General features: G+C 65.0%; 20 protein-coding genes and 1 other RNA gene. 11 read left to right on the top strand and 10 right to left on the bottom strand.

Going from position 1 to position 16,426, the window contains the following annotated elements:
* Positions 1–14 precede the first annotated feature (14 nt).
* From AC0KXH_RS01465 to AC0KXH_RS01445, 5 genes are all read right to left on the bottom strand, one after another.
* Positions 15–1,016, bottom strand: a complete 1,002-nt coding sequence (locus tag AC0KXH_RS01465) for an extracellular solute-binding protein (protein WP_043217933.1) — start codon at positions 1,014–1,016, stop codon at positions 15–17.
* A gap of 97 nt (positions 1,017–1,113) precedes the next feature.
* Positions 1,114–2,334 carry a 2-octaprenyl-3-methyl-6-methoxy-1,4-benzoquinol hydroxylase gene (locus AC0KXH_RS01460; protein WP_488224027.1) on the bottom strand — a complete coding sequence of 407 codons (1,221 nt, stop codon included), beginning with the start codon at positions 2,332–2,334 and terminating at the stop codon, positions 1,114–1,116.
* A 61-nt stretch (positions 2,335–2,395) separates the two neighbouring features.
* On the bottom strand, positions 2,396–3,574 hold the full coding sequence (ubiH, locus tag AC0KXH_RS01455; RefSeq protein WP_041108730.1) for a 2-octaprenyl-6-methoxyphenyl hydroxylase: 1,179 nt from the start codon (positions 3,572–3,574) through the stop codon (positions 2,396–2,398).
* Between the two features lies 1 nt (position 3,575).
* A complete protein-coding gene (gene pepP / locus AC0KXH_RS01450; RefSeq protein ID WP_043217931.1) occupies positions 3,576–4,910 on the bottom strand; it encodes a Xaa-Pro aminopeptidase in 1,335 nt (444 codons plus the stop codon).
* Between the two features lie 9 nt (positions 4,911–4,919).
* Positions 4,920–5,474 (bottom strand): YecA/YgfB family protein, encoded by a 555-nt coding sequence (locus tag AC0KXH_RS01445; protein ID WP_041108896.1) that lies wholly within the window; start codon positions 5,472–5,474, stop codon positions 4,920–4,922.
* A 119-nt stretch (positions 5,475–5,593) separates the two neighbouring features.
* Between AC0KXH_RS01445 and AC0KXH_RS01440 the strand changes: the two genes are divergently transcribed.
* The 4 genes from AC0KXH_RS01440 to AC0KXH_RS01425 all read left to right on the top strand — a co-directional run bounded on the left by AC0KXH_RS01440 (position 5,594) and on the right by AC0KXH_RS01425 (position 7,114).
* The gene (locus tag AC0KXH_RS01440; protein ID WP_041108734.1) at positions 5,594–5,803 is read left to right on the top strand and encodes a TIGR02449 family protein; all 210 of its coding nucleotides are present in this window, start codon (positions 5,594–5,596) and stop codon (positions 5,801–5,803) included.
* The gene (locus AC0KXH_RS01435) at positions 5,800–6,114 is read left to right on the top strand and encodes a cell division protein ZapA (RefSeq protein WP_041108737.1); all 315 of its coding nucleotides are present in this window, start codon (positions 5,800–5,802) and stop codon (positions 6,112–6,114) included. Before AC0KXH_RS01440 ends, AC0KXH_RS01435 begins: the two co-directional genes overlap by 4 nt.
* Before the next feature lie 182 nt (positions 6,115–6,296).
* A non-coding RNA gene (gene ssrS, locus AC0KXH_RS01430) (6S RNA) lies at positions 6,297–6,475 on the top strand.
* A gap of 6 nt (positions 6,476–6,481) precedes the next feature.
* Entirely contained in the window at positions 6,482–7,114 is a 633-nt protein-coding gene (locus AC0KXH_RS01425) for a 5-formyltetrahydrofolate cyclo-ligase (RefSeq protein ID WP_488224026.1), read from the top strand.
* Here the strand turns inward: AC0KXH_RS01425 and AC0KXH_RS01420 are convergent.
* Complete coding sequence (locus AC0KXH_RS01420) at positions 7,111–7,260, bottom strand: hypothetical protein (protein ID WP_165562265.1); 150 nt, start codon at positions 7,258–7,260, stop codon at positions 7,111–7,113. The genes AC0KXH_RS01425 and AC0KXH_RS01420 overlap by 4 nt on opposite strands.
* Before the next feature lie 182 nt (positions 7,261–7,442).
* Between AC0KXH_RS01420 and AC0KXH_RS01415 the strand changes: the two genes are divergently transcribed.
* A complete protein-coding gene (locus AC0KXH_RS01415; protein ID WP_488224025.1) occupies positions 7,443–7,910 on the top strand; it encodes an EVE domain-containing protein in 468 nt (155 codons plus the stop codon).
* Here AC0KXH_RS01415 and AC0KXH_RS01410 read toward each other — a convergent pair.
* Positions 7,900–8,304 carry a flagellar basal body-associated protein FliL gene (locus tag AC0KXH_RS01410; RefSeq protein ID WP_041108741.1) on the bottom strand — a complete coding sequence of 135 codons (405 nt, stop codon included), beginning with the start codon at positions 8,302–8,304 and terminating at the stop codon, positions 7,900–7,902. The two genes, AC0KXH_RS01415 and AC0KXH_RS01410, sit on opposite strands and share 11 nt — an antisense overlap.
* Before the next feature lie 171 nt (positions 8,305–8,475).
* Between AC0KXH_RS01410 and AC0KXH_RS01405 the strand changes: the two genes are divergently transcribed.
* Positions 8,476–9,453, top strand: a complete 978-nt coding sequence (locus AC0KXH_RS01405) for an NADPH:quinone oxidoreductase family protein (RefSeq protein WP_437270225.1) — start codon at positions 8,476–8,478, stop codon at positions 9,451–9,453.
* 41 nt (positions 9,454–9,494) lie between these two features.
* Here AC0KXH_RS01405 and secB read toward each other — a convergent pair whose 3' ends face one another.
* From secB to AC0KXH_RS01390, 3 genes are read right to left on the bottom strand one after another with little or no spacing between them, the layout of a single operon-like run.
* The gene (gene secB / locus AC0KXH_RS01400; RefSeq protein ID WP_043217925.1) at positions 9,495–9,977 is read right to left on the bottom strand and encodes a protein-export chaperone SecB; all 483 of its coding nucleotides are present in this window, start codon (positions 9,975–9,977) and stop codon (positions 9,495–9,497) included.
* Positions 9,978–10,027: 50 nt separating this feature from the next.
* Positions 10,028–10,282 carry a glutaredoxin 3 gene (grxC, locus tag AC0KXH_RS01395; protein WP_041108746.1) on the bottom strand — a complete coding sequence of 85 codons (255 nt, stop codon included), beginning with the start codon at positions 10,280–10,282 and terminating at the stop codon, positions 10,028–10,030.
* Positions 10,283–10,284: 2 nt separating this feature from the next.
* Complete coding sequence (locus AC0KXH_RS01390) at positions 10,285–10,698, bottom strand: rhodanese-like domain-containing protein (RefSeq protein ID WP_041108748.1); 414 nt, start codon at positions 10,696–10,698, stop codon at positions 10,285–10,287.
* A 141-nt stretch (positions 10,699–10,839) separates the two neighbouring features.
* Between AC0KXH_RS01390 and gpmI the strand changes: the two genes are divergently transcribed.
* From gpmI to AC0KXH_RS01365, 5 genes are all read left to right on the top strand, one after another.
* Positions 10,840–12,378, top strand: coding sequence for a 2,3-bisphosphoglycerate-independent phosphoglycerate mutase (gene gpmI / locus AC0KXH_RS01385; RefSeq protein WP_312198439.1), 1,539 nt, complete (start codon positions 10,840–10,842; stop codon positions 12,376–12,378).
* Positions 12,379–12,475: 97 nt separating this feature from the next.
* Positions 12,476–13,720, top strand: a complete 1,245-nt coding sequence (locus AC0KXH_RS01380) for a murein hydrolase activator EnvC family protein (protein ID WP_488224024.1) — start codon at positions 12,476–12,478, stop codon at positions 13,718–13,720.
* 24 nt (positions 13,721–13,744) lie between these two features.
* A complete protein-coding gene (locus AC0KXH_RS01375; RefSeq protein WP_041108754.1) occupies positions 13,745–15,076 on the top strand; it encodes a S41 family peptidase in 1,332 nt (443 codons plus the stop codon).
* A gap of 29 nt (positions 15,077–15,105) precedes the next feature.
* The gene (locus tag AC0KXH_RS01370) at positions 15,106–15,870 is read left to right on the top strand and encodes a divergent polysaccharide deacetylase family protein (RefSeq protein WP_488224581.1); all 765 of its coding nucleotides are present in this window, start codon (positions 15,106–15,108) and stop codon (positions 15,868–15,870) included.
* Positions 15,871–15,945: 75 nt separating this feature from the next.
* Positions 15,946–16,389, top strand: coding sequence for an NfeD family protein (locus AC0KXH_RS01365; RefSeq protein WP_061339646.1), 444 nt, complete (start codon positions 15,946–15,948; stop codon positions 16,387–16,389).
* Positions 16,390–16,426 lie beyond the last annotated feature (37 nt).

Here is a 16,426-nt window from a genome sequence, read left to right as displayed (position 1 = left end):
ACCCGCACCAGACCTCAGTTCCAGCCAGCGCGATCCATCAGCTTGATCGCTTCGGCCTGGCGCTTGCCAGCGACTTCCACCGGAATGGTGTCGGCCTTGAACTCGCCCCAGCTGGCAACCTCGGCTGACGGCTTCACCGCCGGATTGGCCGGGTACTCCATGTTGATGTCGGCGAAGATGCTCTGCGCTTGCGGCCCGGTCATCCACTCGACCAGCTTGCGCGCCGCTTCAGGATGCGGCGCATGCTTGGTCAGACCGATGCCCGAGAGGTTGACGTGTACGCCGCGGTCGCCCTGGTTCGGCCAGAACAGCTTGGCCTTCAACTGCGGATCGCTCTTGTGCAAACGGCCGTAGTAGTAGGTGTTGACGATCCCCACATCGCACTGGCCGGCATCGATCGCCTGGATCAGCGCGGTATCGTCGGCAAAGACGTCGGTGGCCAGGTTGTCGACCCAGCCACGGATGATTTCTTCGGTCTTCTCCGCGCCGTGGGTCTCGATCATCGTCGCGGTCAGCGACTGGTTGTAGACCTTCTTGCTGGTGCGCAGGCACAGGCGGCCTTCCCAGTTGTCGCCCGCGAGTGCCTCGTAGGTAGACAACTCGCCTTCCTTGACCCGCTGCGGCGAGTAGACGATGGTCCGCGCGCGCAGCGACAGGCCGGTCCAGGCATCGCTGGAGGAACGGTACTGAGCCGGAATGTTCTGCTTGACCACCTCGGAGTCGAGCGGCTGCAGGATGCCCATCTGCTCGGCCTGCCAGAGGTTGCCGCCATCGACAGTCAGCAAGAGGTCGGCAGGCGTGTTCTCGCCTTCAGCCTTGAGCCGCGCCATCAGCGGCGCTTCCTTGTCAGTGATGAACTTGACGGTCACACCGGTCTTTTCGGTATAGGCGTCGAACACCGGCTTGATTAGCTCGTCGATACGCGACGAATACACCACGACTTCATCGGCCGCCTGCACGGCGCCCGACAGGGCCGTCAGGGTCAACGCGGCGAGAAAACCTTTGCTTGCCTGCATGTAGCGTGCCTCTTGCGGAGCTTGGGAGAGCCAAATAGTAGTGAATGTTATTTAGCTTCTCAATGCGACATTGGGCGACCGCCTGTCGCAGCGTGTTTCAGGCGCGCGCCAGCTCCGGCAGATCACCGGTCAGGCCAAGGGCCTGCCGTACGAACATCGACTTGAGCTCGGGCAGCGCCTCGACGCCCTTGAGCCCGGCGTTGCGCAACCAGCGCAGCGGCAGTGGATCGGCTTGGAACAGACGCTCGAAGCCCTCCATCGCCGCCATCATCGCCAGGTTGTGCGGCATGCGACGACGTTCGTAGCGTGAAAGCACGCGCAGCTCGCCGGGCCGCTCGCCGCGGGTCAGTGCCGCGTGCAGCACCTCGGCCAGGGTCGCGGCATCGAGCAGGCCAAGATTGACACCCTGCCCCGCCAGCGGATGGATGACGTGCGCGGCATCGCCGACCAGCGCCAGGCCGGGTTGCACATAGCGCTTGGCGTGACGCTGGCGCAGCGGAATGCACAGCCGCGGATCGACCGATTGAATCTCGCCCACACGATATTCGAAGGCCCGACCCAGCGCAGCGCGGAACGCCTCGTCATCGAGCGCCATGAGCCGGCGCGCCTCCGGCTCGGTGCACGACCAGACAATCGAGCACCAGTGCTGATCGCCGGCGCGTTCGAGCGGCAGAAAGGCCAGCGGGCCATCATCGGTGAAGCGCTGCCAGGCCGTGCGCAGGTGGGGTTCGGCGCAGCGCACACTGGTCACGATGGCATGGTGCAGGTAATCCCATTCGCGCGTCTCGCAGTTCGCCAGACGACGCACCGTCGATTGCGCGCCATCGGCCGCGACCACCAATTCCGAGCGGATCCGACGGCCGTCGGCCAGTTCGATCTGCCAGCCCGTGCCATCGCGCTCGAGCGTCTGCAGCGATGCATTGCCGAGCAGCTCGATCTCGCCCCCGGCGCGCAGGGCGTCGAGCAACGCATCCTGCACCACGCGGTTCTCGACGATATGCCCGAGCGCCTCGGCATGCACCGACGCAGCGGAGAAGTGAATCTGCCCGGTGCCTGATCCGTCCCATACTCGCATGTCGGTGTATCGACAGGCGCGGCGGGAGACGATGCCGGGCCAGGCGCCCACGCGCTCGAGGATGCGCTGACTGGCCATCGACAGGGCGCTGACCCGCGGCTCGAAGGGCGCTGCCGCTTCGAAAGCCGACACCTCGAGCGCGCCGGCATCGACGACCAGAATGCTCAGCCCACTACCGGCCAGGGCCAGCGCGAGCGTACTGCCGACCATGCCGGCGCCGACGATGACCAGATCCGCCTGCATCTGCTTCTCCTTTGGGCGCCCATCGCGCACCGGCTGCAAGGTTGTGATTGGTGCCCGCGACTCAGCGCGGTCGTACGCCAAGGCCCATCGCCTGACGGGCGAACCAGCGCTTGGCTGGCGGCAGCAGGTCCAGGCCGATCAGCCCGAGACTGCGCCCGGCCGAGACGAAGGGCCCCGAGTCGCCGAAGAGCCGGGTTACCTGATCGGAAAACCCCACGGTAATCCACTGATCGCGCTGCTGGCGCAGCGCATAGTCATGCAGCAGCGCCGGGTCACCCAGCGGCGCACGACTGCTTAGCAGCGCATCGGCCAGTGCATCGACATCGCGTAGCGACAGGTTGTAGCCCTGCCCGGCGATGGGGTGCAGGCTGTGCGCCGCATTGCCGAGCACCACCAGCCCGCTGCGCACCTGCTCCTCGGCTTCGACCAATGCCAACGGATAGAGGTGGCGTGTACCGACCTGGCGGAAGCCGCCCAGGCGAAAGCCGAAAGCCTGCTGCAAGGCTTCGAGAAACGGCGTGTCATCAAGCAGCGCCAGCTGCTCGGCATCGGCATGCGAGCGCGTCCAGACCAGCGCACAACGATCATCGGGCAACGGCAGCAAGGCCATGGGCCCCTGCTCGGTGAAACGCTCGTAGGCCAGGCCCTGATGCGGCTGGCCGGGCGTGACATTGGCGATCAGCGCCGTCTGCCCATAGGGCCGACGCCGCACATGAATACCCAGCTGCTCGCGCAGGGCCGAACGCCCACCGTCGGCGAGCACGGCGAGTGCGCAGTCGAGCGTCGCGCCATCGGCAAGGGTCAGGCGATAACCCGTCTCGATCGGTTCCAGCGCCGCGACTTCCGCCGGGCAGCGGCGAGTGATGACCGTATCGTCCAGCGCCTGCCAGAGGCAGTGGCCGATCCAGGCATTCTCGACCACATAGCCGAGCGCCGGCACCCCTTCGTTCGAGGCATCCAGCCGGGTCGCGCCGAACTTGCCGCGCTCGGAGACATGGATGCGCCGGATCGGCTCAGCGCGCCTGGCAATCTCGGCCCAGATGCCGAGGCGCTCGTAGATCAGCCGGGTGCCATAGGACAGCGCCGTGGAGCGGGCATCGTAGCTCGGCTGGTATTCATCGCCAGGTGCGAAAGGCTCGATCAGCTGGATCATCCAGCCGCGTTCACGTGCGCCGGCCTGCAAGGCCAGCGCCAGGCTGGCGCCTACCAGCCCACCGCCGATAATCGCCAGTGTGCTCAAGTCAGAGCCCCTCTTCTCGCACAGCGGCCATCAGCGCCTCGATCTCCTCGACGCGCTTAGGCACGCCGCCGGTCAGAACCTGGCAGCCGGTCTTGGTGACCACGACGTCATCCTCGATGCGCACACCGATTCCCCGCCAGCGGCGCTCGACGTTCTGGTTGTCGGCCGCGATGTAGATGCCGGGCTCTACGGTCATGCACATACCCGGCTCGAGCTCGCGCCAGACGCCGCCCACCTTGTAATCGCCGACATCGTGCACGTCCATGCCCAGCCAGTGGCCGGCGCGATGCATGTAGAACGGCTTGTAGGCTTCGCTGGCAATCAGCGCATCGACCTCGCCCTGCAGCAAGCCGAGTTCGACCAGCCCGGCCGTGATGACCCGCACGGTGGCTTCGTGGGCCTCGTTCCAGTGCCTGCCCGGCGCGATGTGCTTGAACGCCTCCTCGTTGGCAGCCAGTACCAGCTCGTAGATGGCCTTCTGCTCTGCCGAAAACCGGCCGTTGACCGGGAAGGTGCGGGTGATGTCGCTGGCGTAGCAGTCGATCTCGCACCCCGCGTCGATCAGCACCAGGTCGCCGTCCTTCAGCGGCTGGTCGTTCTCCCGGTAATGCAGGATGCAGGCGTTGCGCCCGCTGGCGACAATCGAGCCGTAGGCCGGCATCTTTGCCCCGCCCTTGCGAAACTCGTAATCCAATTCGGCCTCGAGGTGATACTCGAACAAGCCAGGGCGCGCCGCTTGCATCGCCCGCACATGCGCCCGCGCGGAGATCTCGGCCGCGGCCTGCATCACCTTCACCTCGGCCGCCGATTTGTACAGCCGCAGATCATGCAGCAGGTGGTCGAGCGCGACGAACTCGCTGGGCGGCTGTGCGCCCTGGCGGGCCTTGGAGCGAATGGTCTTGATCCACTCCATCAGCCGGTGGTCGAACGACTCGTTGCTGCCGATGGCGTAGTAGACGCGCTCACGACCTTCGATCAGGCCGGGCAAGATGTCATCGATGTCGCCGATCGGAAAGGCATCGTCGGCACCGTAGTCGCGCACTGCACCGTCCTGGCCGGCACGCAGCCCGTCCCAGAGCTCGCGCTCGGGGTCGCGCTCGCGGCAGAACAGCACGTACTCGCCGTGTTCGCGACCGGGAATCAGCGCGATCACCGCTTCGGGCTCGGGAAACCCGGAGAGGTACTGGAAGTCGCTGTCCTGGCGATAGACGTGCTCGACGTCCCGGTTGCGGATGTACATCGGCGCGGCAGGCAGGATGGCGATACTGTCGGGGCCCATCTGCTCCATCAGCGTCTTGCGCCGACGGGCATATTCCGATTTCGGGATGCGAGTCATCGGGACATCTCAGTGCAAGGAAGGTTTGGCGGTAGGCGGCAGAGGCTTGGCGCATTCGGCGAACAGCAGCAGCGGCGCGACGCGCAGGTACTCCATCACCTCCATGTAGTCGTTCTCACCGTCCTCGGACTCCTCCAGCGAGTCCTGGATCTGCGCGATGGCAGCGAGATCCTGCAGCACCTCGCGCGCCTCGTCGCTCAGCGCACGATCACCCGCGGTCAGGCCGAAGCCGGCCAGGAAACCCTGACACCACTGGCCGAGGGCCACGGCGCGCTCGGTCAGGCTGGCCTCGTCGCTGGGCAGCAGCAGAACCAGTGCGACGTCCTCGCCGGCCAGTTCGTTCTTGACCATTTCCTGCAGGCCGATCAGCGCCTGCCGGACCGGGCCTTCGGGCATCTCGCCAAGCAGATCGGCGGCATCGGTCAGCCAGGCATCGGGATCGAAACTGGCGCCGGCACAGCTGCGCCCGAGCAGCAGCCCGTGCAGTTCGGCGGGGGAGACGGCTTGCGGAGCGTTCTGCAGCAAACTGGCGAAGGCTGCATAAGGGGAAGCTTGAATCGACATGGCGGCTAGGCGCACCAGAGCGCAATGACTAGAATGAAGGCTCCGTATCCTAGCATCGGCGATTGCGGCAAGACCATCGAAGCCCGGCGGCCCTGCCCGCGCCCCCTAGTAGGAATCCCATGGAAGACGCCGATCTGCGATTGCTGACCGCCAAGCTCGAGCAGCTGATCCAGCGCATCGAGCAACTCAAGGCCCAGAATCGCCTGCTGCAGGCGAACGAGCAGGCCTGGCGCGAGGAGCGCGCTCATCTGATCGAAAAGAACGAAATGGCCCGGTTGAAGGTCGAATCGATGATTTCGCGCCTGAAAGCCCTGGAGCAGGACTCATGACCCAGCCAAACACCGTCACCGTGCACATCATGGACAAGGAATACTGCATCGCCTGTCCGCCCGAGGAGCGCAGCAACCTGGAAGGCGCCGCGCGCTATCTGGATCGCAAGATGCGCGACATCCGCAGCAGCGGCAAGGTGATCGGCGCCGACCGCGTGGCGGTGATGGCTGCCCTGAACATCACCCACGAACTGCTGCACAAGAACGACCAGCTCGACGCCGAAGCCAGCAGCGCCCGCGAGCACGTGCGCATGCTGCTCGAGCGCGTCGACAGCGCCTTGGCTACCGACCCGAACCCCTCAGGCAACTGATCGAACGTCGAGTGAACTACCCTCTGCGCGTCACCGTACGGAAGCCGAGGTCCCGCGCGGCCGGCGGCAGCATGGCGCGCACGTGCAGCCTCGGCGGCCCCTCACTGAAAACCATTCGTCGTAGCGCCGCGATGCCCGATGAAACGGGAACAGATGCAAAAGCATTGAGGTATAATCCCCGCAACTCCCTGGCATGTGCGCCAGTCGGCGATGACCCTCTCCCGATAAGCAACACCATGGAGGCTACACGTGGGACCGGTGTGCATGTCCGCCTGACGGAAAGCCTGAAGGTTCTCTGTAGTCGCCACCTTGAACTCTCGGGTTCAAGGGCCTACGCCGGCAGCGGCATGCTGGGGAGCTACCTTTCATGATCAGCGCCGCGGGCCTGTCTCGCGCCGCTTTACGGCGGCAACTCCGCCAGGCTCGCCGCAGCCTTTCACCGCTCGAGCAACGGCTCGCCGCGCAACGCCTCTATCGCCTGCTCGCCCAACATCCGCTGTTTCGGCGTGCTCGGCACATCGCCCTATACCTGCCCAACGATGGCGAAATCGATCCGCGCCCATTGCTGCGCGCTGCCCAGCGACGAGGAAAGGCCACCTACCTTCCGGTGCTCGATCCATGGCCGCGCACACGGATGATCTTTCAACGCGTACGACCCGGCGAGCGACTCAGGCCGAACCGCTACGGAATACCCGAACCCGTGCGAGCACGCGAAGCTCAGCGGAAGGTCTGGACGTTGGATCTATTGCTGATGCCGCTGGTGGGCTTCGACGAGGCCGGCGGCCGGCTGGGCATGGGAGGCGGCTTCTACGACCGCAGCCTGGCTTACCGCGCCCGCCAGAAGAGCTGGCGCAAGCCCACCCTATTGGGCCTGGCCCATGAATGTCAGAAGGTCGACCGACTGCCGCTTGCGAGCTGGGATGTGGCGCTGGATGCGACCGTGACGGACCGAGACTGGTATCGCCCGGAGACCTGCTCGCGCCACGACTCGGATGACTAGCGCTGAGCCTGCGTGGTGGTCTGGAGGACCGGCGCGCCGCCTGGCTCGGCCTGCCGCTCCCAGAGACTCTGCGTGTAGCCGGTGGTGACCACACCGAGCCCGAAGATAAGTACCAAAACCCAGAGAATATCCGGTTTGCGCTTCATAATGATCGCCTCCCCCTGCAAGGCGAATCGTCCACGTCGAAACGGTTTTTTTCGTTCTGGTTTCGACGACCCAACTCAACAGCCGCGGCATTTTCCGTCAAGCAATCGCTCTGCGCAAATGGCGCGTATAGCCGATTGTCGGAGCCGCGACAGAGCTAACAAAAAACCTCCGGAGAGCCGCCATGCACTACTGGCTGATGAAGTCCGAACCTGATGAATTTTCCATCCGCGACCTTGAAAACAGGGGCGCTGGCCGCTGGGACGGCGTGCGCAATTACCAGGCGCGGAATTTCATCCGGCAGATGGCCGCCGGTGACCTGTTCTACTTCTATCACTCCAGTTGCGCCACGCCCGGTATCGCCGGCATAGGCCGAATCACGCGGAGCGCCTATCCCGACCCGCTGGCACTCGACCCACAGAGCGACTATTTCGACCCGAAAGCCAGCGACGCCAACAACCCCTGGAGCGCCGTGGATATCGAGTTCGTCGAACGCTTCGGCGAGGTACTGAGCCTGCCCCTGCTCAAGGCCGACCCGCACCTATCCGAACTCGCGCTGGTCAAGAAAGGCAGCCGACTGTCGGTGATGCCGGTGGATGAACAGCAGTGGCAGACAGTGCTCAACCTGCGCGATGCACTGCTCACTGGATGATCAGATTGTTGAACAGCAGGTCGTCCACCAGCGGCTTGCCCTCTTCCTGCGTGAGCACCTCCTGGACCTGCTTGAGCGCCTCCTGACGTAACTGCTCCTTGGCCTCGACGCTGCCGAGGCTCGCATCGGTTTGCTGAGAGAACAGCATGACCAGCTGATTGCGGATCAGCGGCTCGTGATGCTTGACCTTCTCCTCGGCTTCCTTGCCAGTGATGCGCAGGGCCACGTCAGCCTTGTAGTACTTCAATCGCTCTCCGCCGCCATAATTGCCGACCAGCGCAGGCACCAGTGCGTAATAGACGACCTGTGGCGCCCCCTCTTCGGCGGCAGGCTCCTCGGCGCAGACCGGCAGCGCCAGACCTAGGGCAAAGACAAGAGCGATGATGCGCTTCACGGGCGAGCTCCAGAATGAGATTGCGCCAGCATAACCAGTCGAGCGGCGCGACCCAAGCCTGCGAACGGCTTATGCACTGCCATTACAGACGGCCATGCTCGTTGTTCCTGAATCACGGCCGCCTAGACTCCAGCCATCACGGCCGCCAAAAACACCTATAAAGGAACCCCGATGAAAGCCATTCTCTGCAAAAATTTCGGCCCGCCCGAAAACCTGGTCCTCGAAGAGGTGCCCAGCCCGAGCATCAAGCCCAACGAAGTCCTGCTCGACGTGCACGCTGCCAGCGTGAATTTTCCCGACACGCTGATCATCGAAGGCAAGTACCAATTCAAGCCCCCCTTTCCATTTTCCCCGGGTGGCGAGGCGGCCGGCGTGGTCGCTGCAGTAGGCGAGAAGGTCAGCCACCTGAAGCCAGGGGACCGGATCATGGGCCTCACCGGCTGGGGCAGCTTTGCCGAGCAGGTCGCAGTGCCGGCCTACAACGCGCTGCCGATCCCCGACGGCATGGACTTCGAGACCGCATCCGCATTCAGCATGACCTATGGCACCTCGATGCACGCTCTGAAGCAGCGTGGCAACCTGCAACCGGGCGAAACGCTGCTGGTGCTCGGCGCCTCCGGGGGAGTCGGTCTGGCGGCAGTCGAGATCGGCAAGGCCATGGGCGCCCGTGTGATCGCAGCCGCCTCCACCGATGAGAAGCTGGAGACCGCTGGCCAGGCCGGTGCCGACGAACTGATCAACTACACCGAGGCAAGCCTGAAAGAGCGTCTGAAAGAACTGACCGGTGGGCAAGGCGTGGATGTGATCTACGACCCGGTCGGCGGCGGCCTGTTCGAGGAGGCGTTTCGCAGCATCGCCTGGAACGGCCGTATGCTGGTGGTCGGCTTTGCCGCCGGGGAGATTCCTTCGCTGCCAGCCAACCTGCCCCTGCTCAAGGGTGCCGCGCTGGTCGGCGTATTCTGGGGCGCCTTTGCGCAACGCCAGCCGCATGACAATGCCGCGAACTTCAAGCAGCTGTTCGCCTGGTACGCCGAAGGCAAGCTCAAACCAGTGATTTCGCACCGTTACCCACTCGAGCGCACCGGTGAGGCGATTGCCGCGCTGGGGCAGCGCAAGGCGATCGGCAAGCTGGTGGTAACCGTCAGGTAAGGAAGGACGAGGCGGATCGCTCGCGACCCGCCTCAAGGCACTCAGTGCTGTGCCTGACCACCCTGCTGCATCCGCGCCATCTCCTGCGCATAGAGCGCATCGAAGTTCACCGGCGCCAGCATCAATGCCGGGAACGAGCCACGCGTGACCAGGTTGTCGAGCGCCTCGCGAGCGTAGGGGAACAGGATGTTCGGGCAGAAGGCGCCAAGAGTATGGCTCATGGCGCCGGCGTCCAGCCCCTTGATCAGGAAGATGCCGGCCTGTTGCACCTCGGCGATGAAGGCAACCTCCTCGCCCGTCTTGACGGTCACCGACAGGGTCAGCACCACTTCGAAGAAATCGCTTTCCAGCGGTTTCTGCTTGGTATTCAGATCCAGAGCGACGCTCGGGTTCCATTCCTGACGGAAAATCTCCGGGCTCTTCGGTGCCTCGAAGGACAGGTCGCGAACATAGATACGCTGCAGGGAAAATTGCGCGCCCTGCTGCTCGTTCGCGGCGGCACCGTTATTGGCTTGTTCGGTCATTTCATGAGCCTTCTGTTGTGCGTGTCGTTATGGAAGAGAGAGCGGCGCCATCAGGCCTGGAGCAACGCGTCCAGCCGCCCGGCGCGTTCGAGCGCATACAGGTCGTCACACCCTCCGACATGCCGCTCGCCGATCCAGATCTGCGGCACCGACGTGCGCCCGGCCTTGCTCGCCATCTCGGCGCGCAAAGCCGGTTTGCCGTCGACGGCGATTTCTTCATAGGCGACGCCCTTGTTGTCGAGCAGGGCTTTGGCCCGGACACAGAAGGGGCACCAGGCGGTGGTATAGATGACGACCTTGGGCATGTTCACTTGACCACTGGCAGATTGTCGCCGCGCCAGGCCGAGATCCCTCCGGACAGCTTGGCGGCGGTGAAGCCTGCCTTCTGTAGATCCCGGCAGACCGCTCCGGCGTGCTGTCCCATGGCATCGACCACGATCAGGGTCTTGCCCTTGTGTTTTTCCAGCTCGCCCATTCGGCTGACCAGCTTGTCGTGCGGAATGTTCAATGCGTCGACGATGTGGCCGGTGGCGAACTCCTTCTTCGGACGCACGTCCAACACCACGCCCTGGCCACCATTGACCATCGTCGTCAGCTCGCGCGAAGTCAGGCTCTTGCCGCCCTTGCGGGCCTCGGTGATCACCAGCAGCACCAGCAGCACGACGAACAGGCTGCTCAGCACATAGTGGTTAGAGACAAATTCAATCAGGTTAGCGAGCATCAACAGGTACCCAGGCGATAAAATGCGGGCCAGTATACACAGCGCCCCCAGGCGGCTGAACCCTGATCAATCGTGACCTGCAACAGTCCAGACAGTAGACTGGTCGCCTTTTTTCGCCCTGCGCCAAGGAGCCCTCACGCGATGCCTTCCGCACCCAAACCCCTGGTATTGGTCATTCTCGACGGCTTCGGACACAGCGACAGCCCTGACTTCAATGCCATCCATGCCGCCCACACCCCGGTCTACGATCGCCTGCTCGCCACGCAGCCGCACGGCCTGATCTCCGGTAGCGGCATGGACGTCGGGTTGCCGGATGGCCAGATGGGCAACTCCGAGGTCGGCCACATGAACCTTGGCGCCGGCCGGGTGGTGTATCAGGACTTCACGCGCGTCACCAAAGCCATCCGTGACGGCGATTTCTTCAGCAATCCGGCGATCTGCGAAGCCGTGGACAAGGCCGTCGGGGCCGGCAAGGCAGTGCACATCCTCGGCCTGCTTTCCGACGGTGGCGTGCACAGCCACCAGGACCACCTGGTCGCAATGGCCGAACTGGCCGCTAAGCGCGGTGCCGAGAAAATCTACCTGCATGCATTCCTTGACGGCCGCGACACACCGCCCAAGAGCGCCCAGAGCTCCATCGAACTGATGCAGGCCACGTTCACCCGCCTGGGCAAGGGCCGCATCGCCAGCCTGATCGGGCGTTACTACGCCATGGATCGCGACAATCGCTGGGAGCGCGTCGAGCAGGCCTACAACCTGATCGTCGAGGGCCAGAGCGAATTCCACGCCGATTACGCCGTGGACGGCCTGATTGCCGCCTACGAGCGTGGCGAAAGCGATGAATTCGTCAAGGCCACCACTGTCGGCGAGCCGGTGCGCGTCGAGGATGGCGATGCCGTGGTGTTCATGAACTTCCGCGCCGACCGTGCGCGCGAGCTGACTCGCTGCTTCGTCGAACCGGGCTTCAGCGAGTTCCAGCGCGCCCGCACGCCGCAACTGGCAGGCTTCGTCATGCTTACCCAGTATGCCGCGAGCATCCAGGCACCGGCGGCCTTCGCCCCAGAGGCCCTGAACAACGTGCTCGGCGAGTACCTGGCCAAGAATGGCAAGACCCAGCTGCGCATCGCCGAGACCGAGAAGTACGCCCATGTGACCTTCTTTTTCTCGGGCGGCCGCGAAGAGCCGTTCGAGGGCGAAGAGCGCATCCTCATCCCCTCGCCGAAAGTCGCCACCTACGACCTGCAGCCGGAAATGAGCGCGCCCGAGGTGACCGATCGCATCGTCGACGCCATCGAGAACCAGCGTTACGACGTGATCGTCGTCAACTACGCGAACGGCGACATGGTCGGCCATACCGGCGTGTTCGAGGCCGCCGTCAAGGCGGTCGAAACCCTCGACGCCTGCATGGGCCGCCTGGTCGAGGCATTGGAGAAGGTTGGCGGCGAAGCCCTGATCACCGCCGACCACGGCAACGTCGAACAGATGGAAGATGTCGTGACCGGGCAAGCGCATACCGCCCATACCTGCGAGCCGGTGCCCTTCATCTATGTCGGCAAGCGCAAGGCGAGCATTCGCGAAGGCGGCGTGCTCGCGGACGTCGCTCCAACGATGCTGACCCTGCTGGGGTTGCCGGTGCCGGAGGAGATGACCGGCCATTCGATCATCCAGCTCAACGGCTGACGCCATCGGCCGGAAGCCAGACGGGGCGCGATCGCCGCCAAGCTTCCGGCCATGTTTTTAGGCATACTAGGCCGTCCAGTTCCTCCGGTAAGCCCGCATGCTCCGCGCCCTCTTCGCACTGGTAATGCTCTGCCTGGCAGGCTCCGTCATCGCCGACGAGCGTGCGGCCACGCAGCAGCAGATCGAAGCCGCCCGCAAGGACATCGCCGAACTGCAGAAACTGCTCAAAACCATCGAGCAGGAAAAGACCGGCATCCAGAAGCAGCTCAAGGCTACCGAGAGCGAGATGGGCGAGCTGGAGAAGCAGGTCGATACGCTGCAGCACGAGATCGACCGCGGCGAAGCCGAACTGCAGAAACTGGACGACGAGAAGACCACGCTCGAAGGCGCGCGTATCGAGCAGCAGCGCCTGATCGGCATTCAGGCACGAGCGGCCTACCGCAATGGCCGCCAGGAGTACCTGAAGCTGCTGCTCAACCAGCAGAACCCGGAGAAATTCAGCCGCACGCTGACCTATTACGACTACCTGAGCAAAGCCCGCTTCGAGCAGGTGGCACAGTTCAATGAGACGCTGCGGCAATTGGCCAATGTGGAGGCCGATATCGCCGCCGAACAGGCCAAGCTTGCCGAGCGCCGTGACGGGCTGGAACAGCGCCGTGCGCAGCTGGCCGAGGCCCGCCAGGAGCGTCGCCAGGCGCTGGCCAAGCTCAACCGCGACATCGCCTCACGCGAACAGAAACTGCAGGCCCGCCGCGAAGACCAGGCTCAGCTCGAGCGCGTCCTCAACACCATCGAACAGACCCTCGCCCGTCAGGCTCGCGAAGCCGAGGCGGCGCGTCAGCGTGCGCTGGCAGCCGCGCGTGAGCAGCAGCGCGGGGGTGCGGGTGCCGGGGGCGGCGGCCCTCTGGTATCCAGCGCGGGCAACAGCTTCGGCGGCCCGTTCGCCAAGGCCAAAGGCAAGCTGCCATGGCCAGTCGATGGACGCATCGTCGCCCGCTACGGCACTCCGCGCGGTGGCGACGCTCGAAGCAAGTGGGACGGTGTGCTGATCGGCGCGCAGGCCGGCACCCAGGTCCGCGCGGTGCACGGTGGGCGCGTGGTGTTCGCCGACTGGTTGCGCGGCGCCGGGCTGCTGGTGATTCTGGATCACGGCAACGGCTATCTCAGCTTGTACGGCCATAACCAGAGCCTGCTGCGTGACGCCGGCGACATCGTCAAGGCCGGCGACCCTATCGCCACGGTCGGAACCAGCGGCGGTCAGGAGACCGCCGCGCTCTATTTCGCCATTCGCCAACAGGGCCGCCCCAGCGACCCGGCGCAATGGTGCCGCGCGCAAGGTTAGCGCCCCTGATGACTGGAGTTTGACATGCTGCACCTGCGTCGCTTTGCACGTCCTTCCCTGGTGGCCCTGGCCGTCACGCTAGGCTCGCACGGCCTTGCCTGGGCCCAGGAGCCGGCACCACAGGCGGCGGCCGCCGAGCCGCCCGCCACGACGGACAAGGCGCCCTTGCCGCTCGACGAGCTGCGCACCTTCGCCGAGGTGCTCGACCGCATCAAGGCGTCTTATGTGGAACCGGTGGACGACAAGACGCTGCTGGAAAACGCCATCAAGGGCATGCTCAGCAACCTCGACCCGCACTCGGCCTACCTCGAGCCCGATGCCTTCGCCGAGCTGCAGGAGAGCACCAGTGGCGAGTTCGGTGGCCTTGGCATCGAAGTGGGCGTCGAGGACGGCTTCATCAAGGTGGTTTCGCCGATCGACGACACGCCAGCCTCGCGGGCCGGCATCGAGGCCGGCGACCTGATCATCAAGATCGACGGCAAGCCCACGAAGGGCATGTCGATGATGGACGCCGTCGCACAGATGCGTGGCAAGCCGGGCAGCGACATCACTCTCACCCTGGTCCGCGAAGGCGGCAAGCCGTACGACGTCAAGCTCACCCGAGCAGTGATCAAGGTCAAGAGTGTCAAGAGCCAGCTACTCGAGCCCGGCTACGGCTACCTGCGCGTCACCCAGTTCCAGGTCAACACCGGAGAAGAGGTCGGCAAGGCGCTGGCCCGCCTGAAGAAAGACAACGGCGGCAAGAAGCTCAGCGGTCTGGTGCTGGATCTGCGCAACAACCCTGGCGGCGTATTGCAGGCTGCGGTGGAAGTCTCCGATCACTTCCTCACCAAGGGACTGATCGTCTACACCAAGGGCCGCATTGCCAATTCCGAGCTGCGTTTCTCCGCCGACCCGGCCGATGCCAGCGAAGGCGTACCGCTGGTGGTGCTGATCAACGGCGGCAGCGCCTCGGCATCGGAAATCGTCGCCGGCGCGCTACAGGACCACAAGCGCGCCGTAGTGATGGGAACCGACAGCTTCGGCAAGGGTTCGGTACAGACCGTGCTGCCGCTGAACAACGACCGCGCGCTGAAACTGACCACGGCCCTGTACTACACGCCGAGCGGGCGTTCGATCCAGGCCCAGGGCATCGTTCCGGACATCGAGGTCGCCCGCGCCAAGCTGACCCGCGAGCAGGCCGGCGAAATGCTGCGCGAGGCCGACCTGGCCGGCCATCTGGGCAATGGCAACGGCGGCGCGGACCGGCCGAGCAGCAGCTTTGCCGCCGACAAGGCACGCCCGCAGGACGAGGACTACCAGCTCGGCCAGGCGCTCAACCTGCTCAAGGGCCTGAACCTCACCCGCGGGCAGTGAACGTGACCCGCGGTTGGCTGGCGCTCGGCCTGGCGTTCAGCCTGGTGGCGCCAGCCTGCCTGGCCGCGGCACCGGCCGAACGGCCTCGTCTGGCACTGGTCATCGATGACCTTGGGCAGAGTCCGGCCCGCGACCGTCGGGTCCTGGCGCTGCCCGGCCCGGTGGCGCTGGCGATCCTGCCCGACACCCCGCATGCCCGGGAATTGGCGATCACCGCAGCGCATGCCGGCAAGACGGTGATGCTGCACCTGCCCATGGCCCCAGCGGGTGGCCCCTTCGCCTGGCAACCGCAGTTGCCAGGCGCCGAGCGCCAGCGTCGCCTGGAAGCCGCACTGGCCGCGGTCCCGCATGCCAGCGGCGTCAACAATCACATGGGCAGCGCGATGACCGAGCAGCCCGAGGCGATGAGCCAGTTGATGCGTGAGCTGCAGCGGCGCCGCCTGTTCTTCCTCGACAGTCGCACCACCCCGCGTACGGTGGCCGCGGCGAGCGCACAACAGGTCCAACTGGCGAGCCTGTCGCGCGACATTTTCCTCGACGACGACGCCAGCCCGGCGGCGGTCGCCGAGCGCTTCCAGGCCGCCATCGCACTGGCGCGCCGGCAGGGATCGGTGGTCCTCATCGGCCATCCCTACGACAGCACCCTGAGCCTGCTCGAACGCGAGCTACCGCGTCTGGCCGGGCGCGGCATCGACTGGATCAGCCTCGGCCAGATGATCGCCACCCGTGGCAACCGCGCCATGGCCGCACACGGCAAAGGCGGCCGGTATCGGTCGGCCAGCACAATCCGCTGATTTCGAGGTGCCGCCAAGCGCGCGGTCCGTATAACCTAGCGTAGTGGCCGGAGCGCACAGGGGAGCGGGACAGGCATGGATATTCAGTGGTGGTATTGGATCGTCGCGGGCGCCGTACTGATCATCATGGAGCTGGTGGTGCCCTCGTTCTTCATTCTCTGGTTCGGTGTCGGCGCGCTGCTGGTGGCGCTGGCCCTGTGGCTGCTACCCGGGCTTTCGCTGACCGCACAGATCGCCCTGTGGAGCGGCGCCTCGCTGGTCATGGTGCTGCTCTGGTTCCGGGTGTTCGCCGGCAATCGGCTGAAGACCCAGTCCGGCACGGCACAGGGCGAGGTCGTCGGCGAGATCGGCTTGCTGGTCAGCGCCGTCGCGCCCTTCCAGCACGGCAAGGTGCGCTTCCAGAAGCCAATCCTGGGCAGCGAGCAGTGGACCTGCATGGCCGAAGAGGCCATCCCCGCAGGCGAACGGGTGCGCATACTCGCCTTCGAAGGCAACTGCGTGAAAGTTGCACGGACCTGAGCCCGGTTCAAACGGATCAACTCACTCAACAAGGAAG

This window comes from Stutzerimonas sp. CXK-1 (assembly GCF_057738225.1).
This window is presented reverse-complemented; position numbering and strand designations above follow the sequence as displayed.

Bases quoted from the DNA above. Each gene is read 5' to 3' on its own strand.
- AC0KXH_RS01465 (WP_043217933.1), bottom strand. From the start codon at position 1,016: ATGCAGGCAAGCAAAGGTTTTCTCGCCGCGTTGACCCTGACGGCCCTG.
- AC0KXH_RS01460 (WP_488224027.1), bottom strand. From the start codon at position 2,334: ATGCAGGCGGATCTGGTCATCGTCGGCGCCGGCATGGTCGGCAGTACG.
- pepP (WP_043217931.1), bottom strand. From the start codon at position 4,910: ATGACTCGCATCCCGAAATCGGAATATGCCCGTCGGCGCAAGACGCTG.
- AC0KXH_RS01445 (WP_041108896.1), bottom strand. From the start codon at position 5,474: ATGTCGATTCAAGCTTCCCCTTATGCAGCCTTCGCCAGTTTGCTGCAG.
- AC0KXH_RS01440 (WP_041108734.1), top strand. From the start codon at position 5,594: ATGGAAGACGCCGATCTGCGATTGCTGACCGCCAAGCTCGAGCAGCTG.
- AC0KXH_RS01435 (WP_041108737.1), top strand. From the start codon at position 5,800: ATGACCCAGCCAAACACCGTCACCGTGCACATCATGGACAAGGAATAC.
- AC0KXH_RS01425 (WP_488224026.1), top strand. From the start codon at position 6,482: ATGATCAGCGCCGCGGGCCTGTCTCGCGCCGCTTTACGGCGGCAACTC.
- AC0KXH_RS01420 (WP_165562265.1), bottom strand. From the start codon at position 7,260: ATGAAGCGCAAACCGGATATTCTCTGGGTTTTGGTACTTATCTTCGGG.
- AC0KXH_RS01415 (WP_488224025.1), top strand. From the start codon at position 7,443: ATGCACTACTGGCTGATGAAGTCCGAACCTGATGAATTTTCCATCCGC.
- AC0KXH_RS01405 (WP_437270225.1), top strand. From the start codon at position 8,476: ATGAAAGCCATTCTCTGCAAAAATTTCGGCCCGCCCGAAAACCTGGTC.
- secB (WP_043217925.1), bottom strand. From the start codon at position 9,977: ATGACCGAACAAGCCAATAACGGTGCCGCCGCGAACGAGCAGCAGGGC.
- grxC (WP_041108746.1), bottom strand. From the start codon at position 10,282: ATGCCCAAGGTCGTCATCTATACCACCGCCTGGTGCCCCTTCTGTGTC.
- AC0KXH_RS01390 (WP_041108748.1), bottom strand. From the start codon at position 10,698: ATGCTCGCTAACCTGATTGAATTTGTCTCTAACCACTATGTGCTGAGC.
- gpmI (WP_312198439.1), top strand. From the start codon at position 10,840: ATGCCTTCCGCACCCAAACCCCTGGTATTGGTCATTCTCGACGGCTTC.
- AC0KXH_RS01380 (WP_488224024.1), top strand. From the start codon at position 12,476: ATGCTCCGCGCCCTCTTCGCACTGGTAATGCTCTGCCTGGCAGGCTCC.
- AC0KXH_RS01375 (WP_041108754.1), top strand. From the start codon at position 13,745: ATGCTGCACCTGCGTCGCTTTGCACGTCCTTCCCTGGTGGCCCTGGCC.
- AC0KXH_RS01365 (WP_061339646.1), top strand. From the start codon at position 15,946: ATGGATATTCAGTGGTGGTATTGGATCGTCGCGGGCGCCGTACTGATC.